17 protein-coding genes and 1 pseudogene are annotated in these 12,822 nt (G+C 60.6%); 13 read left to right on the top strand and 5 right to left on the bottom strand.

Annotated features, from left to right (window positions below; translation table 11 throughout):
* The first annotated feature begins 190 nt into the window (after positions 1-190).
* The 3 genes from E5E97_RS16770 to E5E97_RS16780 all read left to right on the top strand — a co-directional run bounded on the left by E5E97_RS16770 (position 191) and on the right by E5E97_RS16780 (position 3,709).
* The gene (locus E5E97_RS16770) at positions 191-475 is read left to right on the top strand and encodes a pyrimidine/purine nucleoside phosphorylase (RefSeq protein WP_026080125.1); all 285 of its coding nucleotides are present in this window, start codon (positions 191-193) and stop codon (positions 473-475) included.
* Between the two features lie 203 nt (positions 476-678).
* Positions 679-2,061, top strand: coding sequence for an L-serine ammonia-lyase (locus E5E97_RS16775; RefSeq protein WP_171280602.1), 1,383 nt, complete (start codon positions 679-681; stop codon positions 2,059-2,061).
* Between the two features lie 277 nt (positions 2,062-2,338).
* Positions 2,339-3,709, top strand: coding sequence for an L-serine ammonia-lyase (locus E5E97_RS16780; RefSeq protein ID WP_011705996.1), 1,371 nt, complete (start codon positions 2,339-2,341; stop codon positions 3,707-3,709).
* 161 nt (positions 3,710-3,870) lie between these two features.
* Here E5E97_RS16780 and E5E97_RS16785 read toward each other — a convergent pair whose 3' ends face one another.
* Complete coding sequence (locus E5E97_RS16785; RefSeq protein WP_171280603.1) at positions 3,871-4,830, bottom strand: lytic transglycosylase domain-containing protein; 960 nt, start codon at positions 4,828-4,830, stop codon at positions 3,871-3,873.
* Entirely contained in the window at positions 4,827-5,108 is a 282-nt protein-coding gene (locus E5E97_RS16790; RefSeq protein WP_011705994.1) for a YcgL domain-containing protein, read from the bottom strand. The genes E5E97_RS16785 and E5E97_RS16790 overlap by 4 nt, the downstream gene beginning before the upstream one ends.
* A gap of 107 nt (positions 5,109-5,215) precedes the next feature.
* Between E5E97_RS16790 and minC the strand changes: the two genes are divergently transcribed.
* From minC to mtgA, 5 genes and pseudogenes are all read left to right on the top strand, one after another.
* A complete protein-coding gene (gene minC, locus E5E97_RS16795; RefSeq protein WP_171280604.1) occupies positions 5,216-5,938 on the top strand; it encodes a septum site-determining protein MinC in 723 nt (240 codons plus the stop codon).
* Between the two features lie 18 nt (positions 5,939-5,956).
* A complete protein-coding gene (minD, locus tag E5E97_RS16800) occupies positions 5,957-6,769 on the top strand; it encodes a septum site-determining protein MinD (protein WP_011705992.1) in 813 nt (270 codons plus the stop codon).
* A 2-nt stretch (positions 6,770-6,771) separates the two neighbouring features.
* A pseudogene (gene minE, locus E5E97_RS16805) lies at positions 6,772-7,037 on the top strand (cell division topological specificity factor MinE).
* A 188-nt stretch (positions 7,038-7,225) separates the two neighbouring features.
* Positions 7,226-7,552 carry an HI1450 family dsDNA-mimic protein gene (locus tag E5E97_RS16810; protein ID WP_016350836.1) on the top strand — a complete coding sequence of 109 codons (327 nt, stop codon included), beginning with the start codon at positions 7,226-7,228 and terminating at the stop codon, positions 7,550-7,552.
* 59 nt (positions 7,553-7,611) lie between these two features.
* Positions 7,612-8,319 carry a monofunctional biosynthetic peptidoglycan transglycosylase gene (gene mtgA, locus E5E97_RS16815; protein ID WP_171281233.1) on the top strand — a complete coding sequence of 236 codons (708 nt, stop codon included), beginning with the start codon at positions 7,612-7,614 and terminating at the stop codon, positions 8,317-8,319.
* Positions 8,320-8,337: 18 nt separating this feature from the next.
* Here the strand turns inward: mtgA and E5E97_RS23695 are convergent, their stop codons facing one another.
* Positions 8,338-8,472: a hypothetical protein gene (locus tag E5E97_RS23695; RefSeq protein ID WP_256123504.1), complete on the bottom strand. Its 135-nt coding sequence runs from the start codon at positions 8,470-8,472 to the stop codon at positions 8,338-8,340.
* A gap of 144 nt (positions 8,473-8,616) precedes the next feature.
* On the opposite strand from E5E97_RS23695, the gene E5E97_RS16820 reads away from it, so the two are divergent.
* Positions 8,617-8,940: an HI1450 family dsDNA-mimic protein gene (locus tag E5E97_RS16820; protein ID WP_016350838.1), complete on the top strand. Its 324-nt coding sequence runs from the start codon at positions 8,617-8,619 to the stop codon at positions 8,938-8,940.
* Between the two features lie 42 nt (positions 8,941-8,982).
* Here the strand turns inward: E5E97_RS16820 and E5E97_RS16825 are convergent, their stop codons facing one another.
* Complete coding sequence (locus E5E97_RS16825; RefSeq protein ID WP_171280605.1) at positions 8,983-9,294, bottom strand: DUF1289 domain-containing protein; 312 nt, start codon at positions 9,292-9,294, stop codon at positions 8,983-8,985.
* Positions 9,295-10,167 (bottom strand): S1 RNA-binding domain-containing protein, encoded by an 873-nt coding sequence (locus tag E5E97_RS16830; protein WP_253265096.1) that lies wholly within the window; start codon positions 10,165-10,167, stop codon positions 9,295-9,297. It abuts the gene before it with no gap.
* Positions 10,168-10,379: 212 nt separating this feature from the next.
* Between E5E97_RS16830 and E5E97_RS16835 the strand changes: the two genes are divergently transcribed.
* From E5E97_RS16835 to E5E97_RS16850, 4 genes are all read left to right on the top strand, one after another.
* Entirely contained in the window at positions 10,380-11,603 is a 1,224-nt protein-coding gene (locus tag E5E97_RS16835) for a UPF0149 family protein (protein WP_171280607.1), read from the top strand.
* Positions 11,604-11,772: 169 nt separating this feature from the next.
* Complete coding sequence (locus E5E97_RS16840) at positions 11,773-12,243, top strand: MarR family winged helix-turn-helix transcriptional regulator (protein ID WP_016350842.1); 471 nt, start codon at positions 11,773-11,775, stop codon at positions 12,241-12,243.
* Positions 12,240-12,428: a DUF4250 domain-containing protein gene (locus tag E5E97_RS16845; RefSeq protein ID WP_029302933.1), complete on the top strand. Its 189-nt coding sequence runs from the start codon at positions 12,240-12,242 to the stop codon at positions 12,426-12,428. The genes E5E97_RS16840 and E5E97_RS16845 overlap by 4 nt, the downstream gene beginning before the upstream one ends.
* Positions 12,429-12,591: 163 nt before the next feature.
* Positions 12,592-12,771: a hypothetical protein gene (locus tag E5E97_RS16850; protein WP_039214394.1), complete on the top strand. Its 180-nt coding sequence runs from the start codon at positions 12,592-12,594 to the stop codon at positions 12,769-12,771.
* Positions 12,772-12,822 lie beyond the last annotated feature (51 nt).

Here is a 12,822-nt window from a genome sequence, read left to right on the forward strand (position 1 = left end):
CCTGAGCGCGCGCTTTATCTCATATTTATTCGCTGTTTTAAATCGTCAAATCGTTAACGGGAGTTATTGATAAGTTTGCAACAAAGTAAAGATTCAAAAGGCTCACGGCGATTTTTCCCGCTTTATTCATGACAACTGGCAAAAGATTGTGCTACTTTGGCTGGGCAAACGTGCATACAGGGATGAAAACATGCTGAAAGTTAACGAGTATTTTGATGGAAATGTAAAATCCATCGGTTTCGAGCAAAAAGGCGACAAAGCCACCGTGGGTGTGATGGAAGCCGGTGACTACCAGTTCAATACCGCCGCCCCCGAGCGGATGACGGTGGTCAAGGGTGCGCTGACCATCCAGCTGGCCGACGAAGACGAATGGCACACCTATGAGCAGGGTCAATCCTTCGACGTGGCCGGCCACTCCTCCTTCAAGCTGGAAGTGAAAACCCCCACCGCCTATCTGTGCGAGTTTCTCGATTAAACCGCCGGCAACCCTTGCCTGAACACGCACAAAGGAGCTGCCCCTGGGCCGCTCCTTCTTTATTTGGCGTAAAGCACCCTCCTCTTTGCCATCTATCCTTGCTTTCATTTGCGTGCCGCCATCACACCCCTCGGTTTTCCCGCTTTCCATCGACTACAAAAAATTTACAATATTTAGACGAAACCCATAATCGGAGTGGTGTCATGATCAGTGTCTTCGACCTGTTTTCCATCGGGATCGGTCCCTCTTCTTCTCATACCGTGGGGCCGATGCGCGCCTCCTACGCCTTTGTCAACGCGCTCAAGCAGCAGGGAGTGCTGCCCAACACCGAACGGGTAGAAGTAGAGTGCTACGGCTCGCTCGGCCAGACCGGCAAGGGCCATGGCACCGGCAAGGCCATCATCCTGGGACTGGCCGGTTTCGAACCCGAGTCGGTGGACATCGAAGCCATCCCCACCTTTTTGACCGAGGTGGAGCGCAGCCAGTCGCTGCTGCTTGCGGGTGAACAGCCGAGCCAGTTTGCCCGCAGCGGCGCCATCATCTTCAACCGGCGCAAGACCCTGCCCGCCCACTCCAACGGCATGACCCTGCGCGCCTTCGCCGGGGAACAGCTGCTGTTTAGCCAGACCTACTACTCCATCGGCGGCGGTTTCATCATCGAGGAGAGCCACTTCGCCAACGCCAAGGAGGAGGCCGCCCGCTTCGATGCGGCCCACCCCATCCCCTACCCGTTCGAGAGCGGCGCCCAGTTGCTGGCCCACTGCCAGGAGAGCGGCCTCTCCATCTCCGGCGTGATGCTGGCCAACGAGAAGGTATTTCGCACCGAAGCCGAGATCAAGGCGGGCCTGCGCAAGGTCTGGCAGGCCATGCAGGGCTGCGTCGAGCGTGGCTGTCGCAGCGAGGGGGTGCTGCCCGGCGGCCTCAAGGTGAAACGGCGAGCCCCGGCACTCTATCGTCAGCTCAGCTGCGAGACCAATTTCAACAAGGATCCGCTGATGGTGATGGAGTGGGTGGATCTGTTCGCGCTGGCCGTCAACGAGGAGAACGCCGCCGGCGGCCGGGTGGTGACCGCCCCCACCAACGGCGCCGCTGGCATCATCCCCGCCGTGCTGCACTACTACGATCGCTTCGTGCGCAAGGTGGATGACGAGCTGCTGCTGAGCTACTTCCTCGCCGCCGCCGCCATCGGCATCCTCTACAAAAAGAACGCATCGCTCTCCGGCGCCGAGGTGGGCTGCCAGGGCGAGGTAGGCGTCGCCTGCTCCATGGCGGCGGGGGCGCTGACCGAGATCCTCGGCGGTAGTCCGGCGATTGTCGAAAACGCCGCCGAAATAGGCATGGAACACAACCTGGGGCTCACCTGCGATCCGGTGGGTGGCCAGGTGCAGGTGCCCTGCATCGAGCGCAACGCCATGGGGGCGGTCAAGGCCATCAACGCCGCGCGCCTGGCCCTGCGCGGTACCGGCGAGCACAAGGTGTCGCTGGACAAGGTGATCAAGACCATGTGGGAAACCGGCAACGACATGAAGACCAAATACAAGGAAACCGCCCGCGGTGGCCTGGCAGTTAACATTACCGAGTGTTAAAAATCGGTAACTTGCTCCATTTGGTTCCTAAGTACCCGGCATTGTCGGGTATTTTTATGGGCAAACGCTTAACAAAATGGATAAGCATCAAAATAAATTTTATACTCGCCCGCTCTGATTCAACAAAAATAGATCTATTTCAACTTTTTTTGGGCTTTGAGCCGTTACACTGTGGTTATCTGGTTCATTGACCTCGGCGACGACGCCCTCGTCCCATGGATCACCCCGTTTCTGCGAGTGGGCATGGCGCCCCCTTCTATCCTGAGGTAATTGTTACATGATCAGCGTTTTTGATATCTTCAAAATCGGTGTTGGCCCCTCCTCTTCCCACACTGTCGGCCCGATGAAAGCAGCCAAACAGTTCGTGGATGAACTGCGTGCAGGCGGCAAGATCCGTGACATCACCCGGATCCAGGTCGATGTCTACGGCTCACTCTCCTGGACCGGCAAAGGTCACCACACCGATACCGCTATCATCATGGGTCTGGCGGGCAACCTGCCGGAAAATGTCGACATCGACGGCATCCCCGAGTTCATCTCCCGCGTCGAGCAGACCGGTCGTCTGCCCATCGGCCTGCACTGCCACACTGTCAGCTTCCCGCGCGATGCCATGGTGTTCCATGATGAAGCCCTGCCGCTGCATGAAAACGGCATGAAGCTGACCGCCTTCATCGAAGATGCTGCCGTCTACAGCAAGACCTACTACTCCATCGGCGGTGGCTTCATCGTTGACGAAGAGAACTTCGGCAAGGCCGACAGCGGCGACATGTCCGTCAGCTACCCGTTCAAGAGCGCGGCCGAGCTTATCGCCCACTGCAGCCAGACCGGCCTCTCCATCTCCGCCCTGATGATGGAAAACGAGAAGTGCTTCAATACCCCGGAAGAGATCTACAAGAAGCTTGGCAAGATCTGGACCACCATGCGTGAAGGGATCGAGCGCGGCTGCCGCACCGAAGGCGTTCTCGCCGGCCCGCTGCGCGTACCGCGCCGCGCCGCACCGCTCTATCGTCAGCTGACCACCAACGAGAACCTCTCCAACGACCCGATGAACATCGTGGACTGGGTCAACATGTTCGCCCTGGCGGTGAGTGAAGAGAACGCGGCCGGTGGCCGTGTAGTGACTGCGCCGACCAACGGTGCCGCCGGCATCATCCCGGCCGTGCTGGCCTACTACGACAAGTTCATCCAGCCGGTTGGCCGCGACGACTACACCCGTTTCTACCTGGCCGCCGCCGCCGTTGGCATGCTCTACAAGATGAACGCCTCCATCTCCGGCGCCGAAGTGGGCTGTCAGGGTGAAGTGGGCGTCTCCTGCTCCATGGCCGCCGCCGGTCTGACCGAGTTGATGGGCGGCAGCCCGGAGCACGTCTGTGAAGCCGCCGAGATCGGCATGGAACACAACCTGGGTCTGACCTGTGACCCGGTCGCCGGTCAGGTGCAGGTGCCCTGCATCGAGCGTAACGCCATCGCTGCCATGAAGGCGGTCAACGCCTCCCGCATGGCGCTGCGTCGCACCTCCAAGCCGCGCGTCTCGCTGGACAAGGTGATCGAGACCATGTACATCACCGGCAAGGACATGGACTCCAAGTACCGTGAAACCTCCCGCGGTGGCCTGGCCATCAAGGTGATGCAAGTCGCCTGCGAATAAGTCGGCGTGGCAACAATAAAAACGGCGGGCATTCCCGCCGTTTTTATTGCCTGTCGTTTGGATATTGCGCCCCGCCTCACCCGGCAAGTCCACCGCATCCGATCGTTATTCCCACGCTGGCTGCTTGCCCCCGGCGGCAAATCCGGCGCTGCTGAGATCGATTATTCCACGATACGATCGGCCAGGGTGCCCACCGCCACCACGAAATAGTGGGAGCGATTCCAGTCGCGCAGCACCCGATAATTGGGATAGGCGAGATAGGCAGCCCCGCCCTCTTCATCGGGCTGCACCAGCGAGGCCTGCAGCGACGCCCGCGGCAAGTCTGCCCCATCCGCTTTGCGCACTCCGAGGGCCTGCCATGCCGACAGCGCCCGGGTCTCCTCCAGCCCGACCAGCGCAGGATCCAGCCCTGCCGGTGCCCTCACCCGACGACCCCAGGTTTCATCCCCGTGCCAGCCGTTCTGATGCAGATAATTGGCTGCCGAACCAAACACATCCGCCAGATTGCCCCACAGATCCTGCTTGCCGTCCCCGTCCTGATCGACCGCATATTTGAGGTAGGACGAGGGCATGAACTGCACCTGCCCCATGGCGCCGGCCCAGGATCCCTTGAGATCGGCTGGCGCCATTTTCTGCTGCTCCAGAATGCGCAGGGCGTCGAACAACTGCCCCTTGAAGAAGGCTTCACGGCGCCCCTCCCAGGCCAGGGTCGCCAGCGACGACACCAGCGGATATTTGCCGGTCAATTTGCCGAAATTGGTTTCAATGCCCCACAGGGCGACAATAAAACGAGGTTGCACATCATATTCCGCCCCTATTTTTGTGAGCAGCGGCAAATACTGACGATATAGCCGTTTGGCTTCATTGACTTTCCATTGCGGCACGGCGCGAGGAATATAAGTGGCGAGGGTCTGTTTAAATTCCGGCTGATTTTTATCGTGCCGAATGGCGACCTCGATCAGGTGAATATCGGCGAAGGCGGTGGTGACCGTCGCCGGCGAGATCCCGGCGGCCAGGGCCTCTTGTTTGAGACCCGTCACATAATGTTCAAAATCGGGGCTGGCCTGCAGCGGGTAACTGACGATCCCGCTTATCAATAACAGAGCCAGCCGACCCTTCATTCCCGTTCGGCCTTTAATTGGGCCTTGTGTTGTTCCAGCAGATTTTCCGGTGGCGGTGGCACCTGCAGATAGAAGCCCTGGCTCTGCAGCGCCTCCATCACCCGGCTGGTGGAGGCGATCCCCAAGGGCTTGGCTGGGTCCAGTTTGGTCATCAATACCAGTTCGGGACGGCCGAATGCACTCATCAGCACCTCGGGTACGCGGGAAAAATCCTCTCTTCTTTCAACAAAAAGATAGGTCTCGGCTTTTTTGCGACTTTTATAGACTGCACACAACATGGAAATTGATATAATCCAACCGGTTTATTGCCTCTGAGGATGGCAAACTATAACATCGGGAATTGAATAACAATAACGGATTACCGTCTCTGTCTCGGGGAAGATTCATGGTTGAGCGCGATAACGAATTGAAAGGGACCACCTTCACTATTTCTGTGTTGCATATCAGCGATGGCAAACCTGAGCGGATCCGCCAGTTGCTGGCGGCCAAAGTGGCTCAGGCGCCCCAGTTTTTTAATTGTGCCCCCCTCGTCATCAATGTGGAACGGCTCACCGATATCCCCGACTTCGAGCAGCTCAAGGAGCTGGTGGAATCGGAAGACTTCGTGCTGGTCGGGATCACGGGGGCCCAGAGCGAGGCGATGAAGACGGCGGCCAAGGCGGCCGGACTGGCGGTGATGGCCTCCGGCAAGAGCCGCAAAGCCGAGCCGCAACCCCAGCCAGAGCCGGCTCCAGCCCCGGCCCCCATCGTCGAGGTGAAAGCCGTGCCGGCTCCGCTGATAGCGAGCAAGGTACATGTGGGCCCGGTGCGATCCGGCCAGCAGCTCTATGCCGCCGGCACCTCGCTGGTGGTGCTGGGTTCGGTCAGTCCGGGCGCCGAAGTGATCGCCGACGACAGTATTCATATTTATGGCACTCTGCGTGGCAGGGCCATTGCCGGTGCCAAGGGCAACCCCCAGGCACGGATCTATTGCCAGCAATTGCAGGCCGAGCTGCTCTCCATCGCAGGCACATTCCAGCTGAGCGATGCATTGCCGGCCGGCCTCATCCAGCAGCCGGTTCATGTCCGGCTGGATAACGAACAACTCCGTATAGACCGTATCAAATAGAGTTACAAGGAAGCGAGAATGGCGCGAATCATAGTCGTTACATCGGGTAAAGGTGGCGTTGGCAAGACCACAACCAGCGCGGCCCTGAGTACCGGTTTAGCTCAGCGTGGCCACAAGACCGTGGTCATCGATTTTGACATTGGTCTGAGAAATCTGGACCTCATCATGGGCTGCGAACGGCGCGTGGTGTATGACTTCGTCAACGTCATCAATGGCGAGGCCAACCTCAACCAAGCCCTCATCAAGGACAAGCGCTGCGAAAACCTGTTCATCCTGCCCGCCTCCCAGACCCGGGACAAGGACGCCCTCACCCGTGAAGGGGTCGAGAAGATCCTGGATCAGCTGACCGAAATGAAGTTCGACTACATCGTCTGCGACTCCCCGGCGGGGATCGAAGCGGGTGCCCTGATGGCGCTCTACTTCGCCGACGAGGCCATCGTCACCACCAACCCGGAAGTCTCGTCGGTGCGCGACTCGGACCGCATCCTCGGTATCCTGGCATCCAAGTCCCGCCGCGCCGAGCGTGGCGAAGACCCGATCAAGGAACACCTGCTGCTCACCCGCTACTGCCCGACTCGCGTCAACCGTGGCGACATGCTGAGCGTGCAGGACGTGCAGGAGATCCTGGCCATCAAACTGCTCGGGGTGATCCCGGAGTCCCAGGCGGTGCTGCGTGCCTCCAACTCGGGGGAACCCGTCATCCTGGACAAGGAGTCCGATGCCGGTCAGGCCTATGAGGATGCCGTTGCACGTCTGCTGGGCGACACCAAGGATTTTCGTTTTCTGGAAGAAGAAAAGAAGGGCTTCTTTAGCCGACTGTTCGGGAGTTAAGCATGTCATTATTGGATTATTTTCGTTCCAACAAGAAACAGAGCACCGCACAACTGGCCAAAGAGCGGTTGCAGATCATCGTGGCTCACGAGCGTTCATCCAGAGGGGGCCGGATTACCTGCCCCAGCTCAAGCAGGATATCCTCGACGTGATCCGTAAATATGTGCAGATCGACCCTGACAAGATCACGGTCCAGCTGGACAAGAAGAGTGATGAGTTGTCCGTGCTGGAGCTCAACATCACCTTCGCCGATGACAAGAAGGGATGAGCTGACGCCCTATGCGTGACCCCTTCCCCCAATGAAGACCGGATCCTGTGCCAGGATCCGGTTTTTTATTGCCACGGCGCCGCCAGCCGTACTCGCCAAGCAAGCAGGGGCCAGCTAGAATACCGCGCGCCACCGGCCGGCCTTGCCGACGGGGTTTTTCTTTTATTTTCAGCTGGAACAGACCGCTTATGTCTTTGAACGACGAAATGCACAGCGTCGAGGAACTGCTCGACACCGCTCTGGAACTCTTCATGGAGCTGGCCTCCGACAACCTGCCGGAGCAGGAGATTGCCCGCTTCAATCAGGAGTTCAACGATCGCGGCCTGCTGGCGGAAACCGATCCGGCCGATGACTGGGAAGCGGACGTGGGATTCGAAGTCAGCGACGCCGACTATGCCGAAGTCTGGATCGGGCTTGGCAACGAACAGGAAGAGTACGAGCACCTGTTCGCCCGCATGCTGCTCTCCCGCCGTGTTGACGAGAAGTTCTGCCACATCGAATGGCTGCCCCAATAATTCCGGATCCCGATGATCCCAGCCACTACGTCTGGGAGCCAGAACCGGAGCCGGAGCCCGTGCGTCCCGCCCTCGCCAGACGCCTGCTGAGCGGGCTCGGCAAACTGCTGCTGGCGGCACTGCTCAGCACCATCGTCTCGGTGGCCTTGCTGCGCTTCATCGATCCGCCCATGTGGACCTGGCGCCTCGAGCGGGCGCTGTTTCCACCGGCCAAGGTGGCCGAGGTGAAGCACGACTGGGTGCCGCTCGAGAAGATCTCCCGCGAGCTGCAACTGGCGGTGATCGCCGCCGAAGATCAACGCTTTGCCGAACACAACGGCTTCGACATGGATGCCATCAGCTCGGCGCTCAAGCACAACCAGCACAGCGAACGGGTGCGCGGCGCCAGCACCCTCAGCCAGCAGACCGCCAAGAACCTCTTCATGTGGAGCGATCGCAGCTTCCTGCGCAAGGGGATCGAGGCCTGGTTCACCCTGCTGATGGAGCTGGGCTGGGACAAGTCCCGCATCCTCGAGATGTACCTGAATATCGTGGAGTTCGGACCCGGCATCTACGGCGCCGAGGCCGCGGCCAAGCACTACTTCGGCAAACCGGCCGCCCGCCTGACCCGCTACGAAGCCTCCCTGCTGGCCGCCGCCCTGCCCAATCCCTGGCGCTACCGGGTCAAGCCTCCTTCACCCTACGTCCAGCAACGCTCGGCCTGGATCCGCCGCCAGATGGGCCAGCTCGGTCAGATCACCCTCAACAAGGTGCATCAGGCCGATTGACCAGCTGGCCGCCAAGGCTCAACTGCTGGCGGCCGGATCGTCTGCCGGTGGGCCCAGATGGCCGCCGATGGTGCCCCGGTGCAGCGGCAGATAATGCCACCACCAGGCCTCTCGCCGCCGTTTGATCTGCTGTCGCCTTGTCCGTCGTTTCATGGCACCTCTCCCTTGGCCATCCCCCTTCAACCATACCCCTTTGCCGGCGCCCTTGCCCAGACCTGGCGCACCATGGCCACTGGTCTGGCCGCCACCGCCAATAATTGCTACAGTAGCGAACCTCGATGTATCTGGAGTGATTTCATGGAACAGCGTACCCCGGATCAACTGGTCGAATGGGCCTATGATCAGTTTCTTGAGCAGGCCGCAGACATGCTGGCCCCCGAACAAATCGTCGACATCACCCTGGAGTTCGAGCAGCGTGGCGCCGTCGAGGCGACCCTGCCCAACGCCGACTGGTCAGCCGAACTCGGTGTGCCGGTCGACATGGAGCGCTGGGTCGAGGTGTGGGTCGGCTTGCTGGATCATCAGGAAGAGTTTGAGGTGATTTTCGCCACCTTCCTGCTGCCCCGTCATCTCAATGAGCACGATGTCCATGTGCGCTGGCACCGCCAGCAACAGGCATAAAAAAGGCGCCCTCGGCGCCTTTCTCTTTTCTCCTAAGCCCCCTCAGGGACGGGCCGCTATGGCCTTGACCAGACAGCGGCGGCACCAGCAGGCGCTGGCCTCCCTCATGGGCAGGGCCGGCAACTGGCTGCACCAGCACTCGGTGATGGTCGCGCCGGCTGACACGGCGCAAAACGCCGGCTCACCGCAACCGGGGCAGCGATGGGTGCTGGTTGAGCCGTCCAGCTGTGCCATCACCGCCAGCTGGCCATCACTGTCCATGGCGGACCAGCGACCTATCTCGGTCAGGGTACGGCCGCAGCCAAGACAGAGGCCATCTTTCGCCTGGCAATGGCCAATGCAGGGGCTCGGCACTTACTTGCCATCCGGCGCGTTATCGGCAGCCACAAGTGTGATGCAGTTATCCTCGAGCACAATCTTGCCCTGCTTGTAGAGGCCGCCGATGGCCTTCTTGAAGGTGCCCTTGCTCATGCCGAGCAGCTTGTAGATGAGCTGGGGTTCGCTCTTGTCACCCACCGCCAGGCTGCCGCCCTGCTTCTTGAGACGGGCCAGGATCAGCTCACCGGCATCGTCCATCCGCGCCATGCCCGGCTTTTGCAGGGTCAGGTCCAGCTTGCCGTCATCACGCACCTGCTTGACCCAGGCGGTCAACGGCCGGCCCGTGGTCACCCGGCCAAACACCTCGTTCTTGAACAGCATGCCGGCGTATTCGCCGTTGACGATGGCCTTGATGCCGAGCGGCGTGCGCTCGCCGGGCAGGGCAGTCACTTCGTCACCCGCCTTGAAGGGGGGCTTGTCGGTGCGCAGGAAGCGCTCGAGGCGGCTGGTGCCCACCATGCGGCCCTCGTGATCGAGCATCAGCCGCACCAGATAGACGTGGCCCACCTGCATCGGTTTGTTCTGCTCACGGGTCGGCACGAACAGATCCTTCTTCATGCCCCAGTCGAGGAAGGCGCCGATCTTGTTGGCATTGACCACCTTGAGGCCGACGATGTCGTCCACCATGGCAAACGGCTTGTCGGTGGTGATCACCGGCTCGCAGTCGGCATCCAGATAGAGGAAGACCTTGACCTCACTGCCCTCGGCCACCCCTTCCGGCAGTTGGCGTTTGGGCAGCAGCAGCTCGCCATATTCGTCGGCCGCAAGCCAGGCGCCGCGCTCTTCGAGCTCGACTACGGTAAGGGTGTTCATCTTGCCAATCTGTAGCATGGTGTTCTCTTCTTTCATTGTCCGGATGGCCAATTTTTCATTGCCCGTATGGGCGCGCATGTTACCCCAAGAGCGGTAACAGGGCCTAGTCCCTTGCCCTGTTCGCGGGTGATTTTCAGGACCTTTTGGCAGCGTCACGGCGATATAATCGCCAGTCAGCCGCCCTTTAGCTGCAAATAACCCCACTTTTGGGTAGACTTCGCCGCTGTCAAAATCCAGAGGAACTGTCGATGAATCCATCCACTCGTACCCGTCATCTCAATCAATGGATCCAGACCCACAGTGGGCAGGACATGACCTACCCGGCGCTGCACGGCTTTTTGTGCGCCCGCCTGGTCGGGCCGGATGCCCCTGACTGGCAGGCCCCGCTGGCCGGTCTGTTGCCCCATGACGCCGAGCTGGATGAGAAGAGCCGCGATGCGTTGCACCATCTGATCGCCGAGCTGGAAGCCCAGGCCGATGAGGCCCAGCTCGCCCTGCCGAGCCAGTGCCGCCTCTCCACCGAGAGCCCGGAACAGGTCTTCGAGCAGAGTCACCCGCTCGGTCAGTGGTGTTACGGCTTCAGCCAGGGCTTTGCCACCTGGCCCAAGCCCAAGGATCTGAACGACCCGACCACCCAGTACCGTTTCAGCCTGGCCGCCGAGCTGAGCCTGTTTCGTGACAAGCCCATGGCGCAGATGCTGCACTCGGCCGCCGGCAGTGACCTCCCCTTCATGGAGTTTTGCAAGCGCCAGCGCCAGAACATGAAGACCGCCCTCAACCAGCTGCTGCAACTGGACGAGTATCAGGCCGTGCCAAGCACGGTACAGACGCTGGACAGCGAGCAGGCCGAGCAGGCCGAGCAGTGGCAACAGTGGTTCGAACTGGCCGATGCCAGTCGCGATCCGCACAGCCGCCTCGGTTGGTTCGACAAGGTGATCGCCGACGCCGAGCCGCTGTTCGACGCCGCCTTCTGGCTGCAGATTGCCGGCCATGGCTGGAGTGCCCACGAAGCGCGCCCGCTGCTCGCCGCCCGGGCCGGACGGGCCGACTGCCTGCTGCGCCTCGGCCAACTGGAACAGGCGCGCAGCGAATATCTGGCGCTGCTCGAACTGTGCGTGGCCGACGAGCTGGGTTGCCGCTATCCCCTCTCCAGCCTCTATGCCCTGCAAGGGGAGTGGCAGGCGCTGCAGGACCTGCTGGTGCGCTTTGATGAAGCCTCCAGCTGGCTGCTCTACAACAAGGCGCTGATGACATTCGTCTGCGCGGGTGCCGAGGCCGCGCAGCCGCTGCTGAGCGCCGCCATCAAGGCCAACGCCCATGTGCCGGCCTGTCTGCTGGGCCAGCGCAAACTGCCCAAACAGGAGCCCCACAGCTGGCAGGCGGGCAGTCGCGACGAGGCCGCGCTCTACACCCTGCAAAGCCGCGAGGCCTGGCTCAAGCACAACGCCTTGATCTGGCTGCGCAAAGGCTGAGCCCGCAGCCACAAAACCAGCCTCGAACAGACCCGGTTGCGGCGGATGACGTGCGCAACCGCACATTTCTCTGGTGCATGTTCAGACAAACGGCCTTGTGTTACGTATCATCAAGGCCAAAGTATCAAGAGAAACTGCACCCGATGCAGCCGTCACAGCAGGATGTCATATGTCAAAGATCATAGAGCTGCTTGCCCACTATCCCCCCTATCAGCTGGTTCACGCCGCCGAGATGGTGCGCGACACCTTTGAGCAGTTTTACCAGCAGCGCTATCAGCTGACGGTGCCCCAATGGCGCCTGATGATGGTGCTCGGCCCCAACTACCCCATCAGCCAGAAAGAGCTGGTCGAGGCGAGCGGGATGGACAAGGTGCGGATCTCCCGCGAAATTCACCGGCTGGTGGAGAAAGGGATCCTCTTTACCGAGAGCAGCGAGCACGACAAGCGGGTCAGCCTGGTCTCCTTCACCCAGGCGGGGCTCACCCTGTTCCAGCAGCTCAAGACCGAAGCGGGCAGCTGGCAGCACACCCTCACCGACTACCTGCCGGCCGAGGCACGTCAATCCATCCGTCTGCACCTGCAAAGCGTCAGCGACGCCATCGAACAACTTCACCTGCTGGATAGCGAGCGACCCTCATGAACCTGAACAACTTTGCCACCATGGACGTCAACATGCTGCTGAGCCTGGTCAACATGCAGCTGCGTGATCGCTTCGATGATCTCGATGATCTCTGCAAGGCGCAGGATCTCGACAAGGAAGCGCTGGTCGCCAGGCTGGCCAGCGGTGATTTCCACTATCAGGAAGATCAGAAGCAGTTCAGATAGGGATCCGGATCACAACCCGGCCCATGCCGCTGGCTCCGGCGGCAAAAGCTGCTATGGTGATGGCTACCCCGGTCAACTGACCTGCGGCAAGAGGTATGGATACATCTTGCTGTCACAGACCGCGGTTAGCCTTCTACTCACCAGCCGCAGCCAAGGATGACCCATGATGTTCCTGACCCGCCCGACCAGCCTGATCACCCTCTGTGCCCTGCTGATGATCAGCCTCTTGTCACCGCGCCTGCCCGACAGCGCCGAGCAGTGGCTCACCACTTTGCTGCTGGGCTCCCTGGTGGCGGTCTGCCTGATGGTCGGCAGCGGCTGCCGCCGCTTTCTGCGGGATTAACCTGCCCGGCCCCATTCGCTACAAGGCCCCAAAACAGACAACGCAGCCCGA

Source organism: Aeromonas sp. 2692-1 (genome assembly GCF_013085505.1).
In the GTDB taxonomy this organism is placed as follows: domain Bacteria; phylum Pseudomonadota; class Gammaproteobacteria; order Enterobacterales; family Aeromonadaceae; genus Aeromonas; species Aeromonas hydrophila.

Bases quoted from the DNA above. Each gene is read 5' to 3' on its own strand.
- E5E97_RS16770 (WP_026080125.1), top strand. From the start codon at position 191: ATGCTGAAAGTTAACGAGTATTTTGATGGAAATGTAAAATCCATCGGT.
- E5E97_RS16775 (WP_171280602.1), top strand. From the start codon at position 679: ATGATCAGTGTCTTCGACCTGTTTTCCATCGGGATCGGTCCCTCTTCT.
- E5E97_RS16780 (WP_011705996.1), top strand. From the start codon at position 2,339: ATGATCAGCGTTTTTGATATCTTCAAAATCGGTGTTGGCCCCTCCTCT.
- E5E97_RS16785 (WP_171280603.1), bottom strand. From the start codon at position 4,830: ATGAAGGGTCGGCTGGCTCTGTTATTGATAAGCGGGATCGTCAGTTAC.
- E5E97_RS16790 (WP_011705994.1), bottom strand. From the start codon at position 5,108: ATGTTGTGTGCAGTCTATAAAAGTCGCAAAAAAGCCGAGACCTATCTT.
- minC (WP_171280604.1), top strand. From the start codon at position 5,216: ATGGTTGAGCGCGATAACGAATTGAAAGGGACCACCTTCACTATTTCT.
- minD (WP_011705992.1), top strand. From the start codon at position 5,957: ATGGCGCGAATCATAGTCGTTACATCGGGTAAAGGTGGCGTTGGCAAG.
- E5E97_RS16810 (WP_016350836.1), top strand. From the start codon at position 7,226: ATGTCTTTGAACGACGAAATGCACAGCGTCGAGGAACTGCTCGACACC.
- E5E97_RS23695 (WP_256123504.1), bottom strand. From the start codon at position 8,472: ATGAAACGACGGACAAGGCGACAGCAGATCAAACGGCGGCGAGAGGCC.
- E5E97_RS16820 (WP_016350838.1), top strand. From the start codon at position 8,617: ATGGAACAGCGTACCCCGGATCAACTGGTCGAATGGGCCTATGATCAG.
- E5E97_RS16830 (WP_253265096.1), bottom strand. From the start codon at position 10,167: ATGAAAGAAGAGAACACCATGCTACAGATTGGCAAGATGAACACCCTT.
- E5E97_RS16835 (WP_171280607.1), top strand. From the start codon at position 10,380: ATGAATCCATCCACTCGTACCCGTCATCTCAATCAATGGATCCAGACC.
- E5E97_RS16840 (WP_016350842.1), top strand. From the start codon at position 11,773: ATGTCAAAGATCATAGAGCTGCTTGCCCACTATCCCCCCTATCAGCTG.
- E5E97_RS16845 (WP_029302933.1), top strand. From the start codon at position 12,240: ATGAACCTGAACAACTTTGCCACCATGGACGTCAACATGCTGCTGAGC.
- E5E97_RS16850 (WP_039214394.1), top strand. From the start codon at position 12,592: ATGATGTTCCTGACCCGCCCGACCAGCCTGATCACCCTCTGTGCCCTG.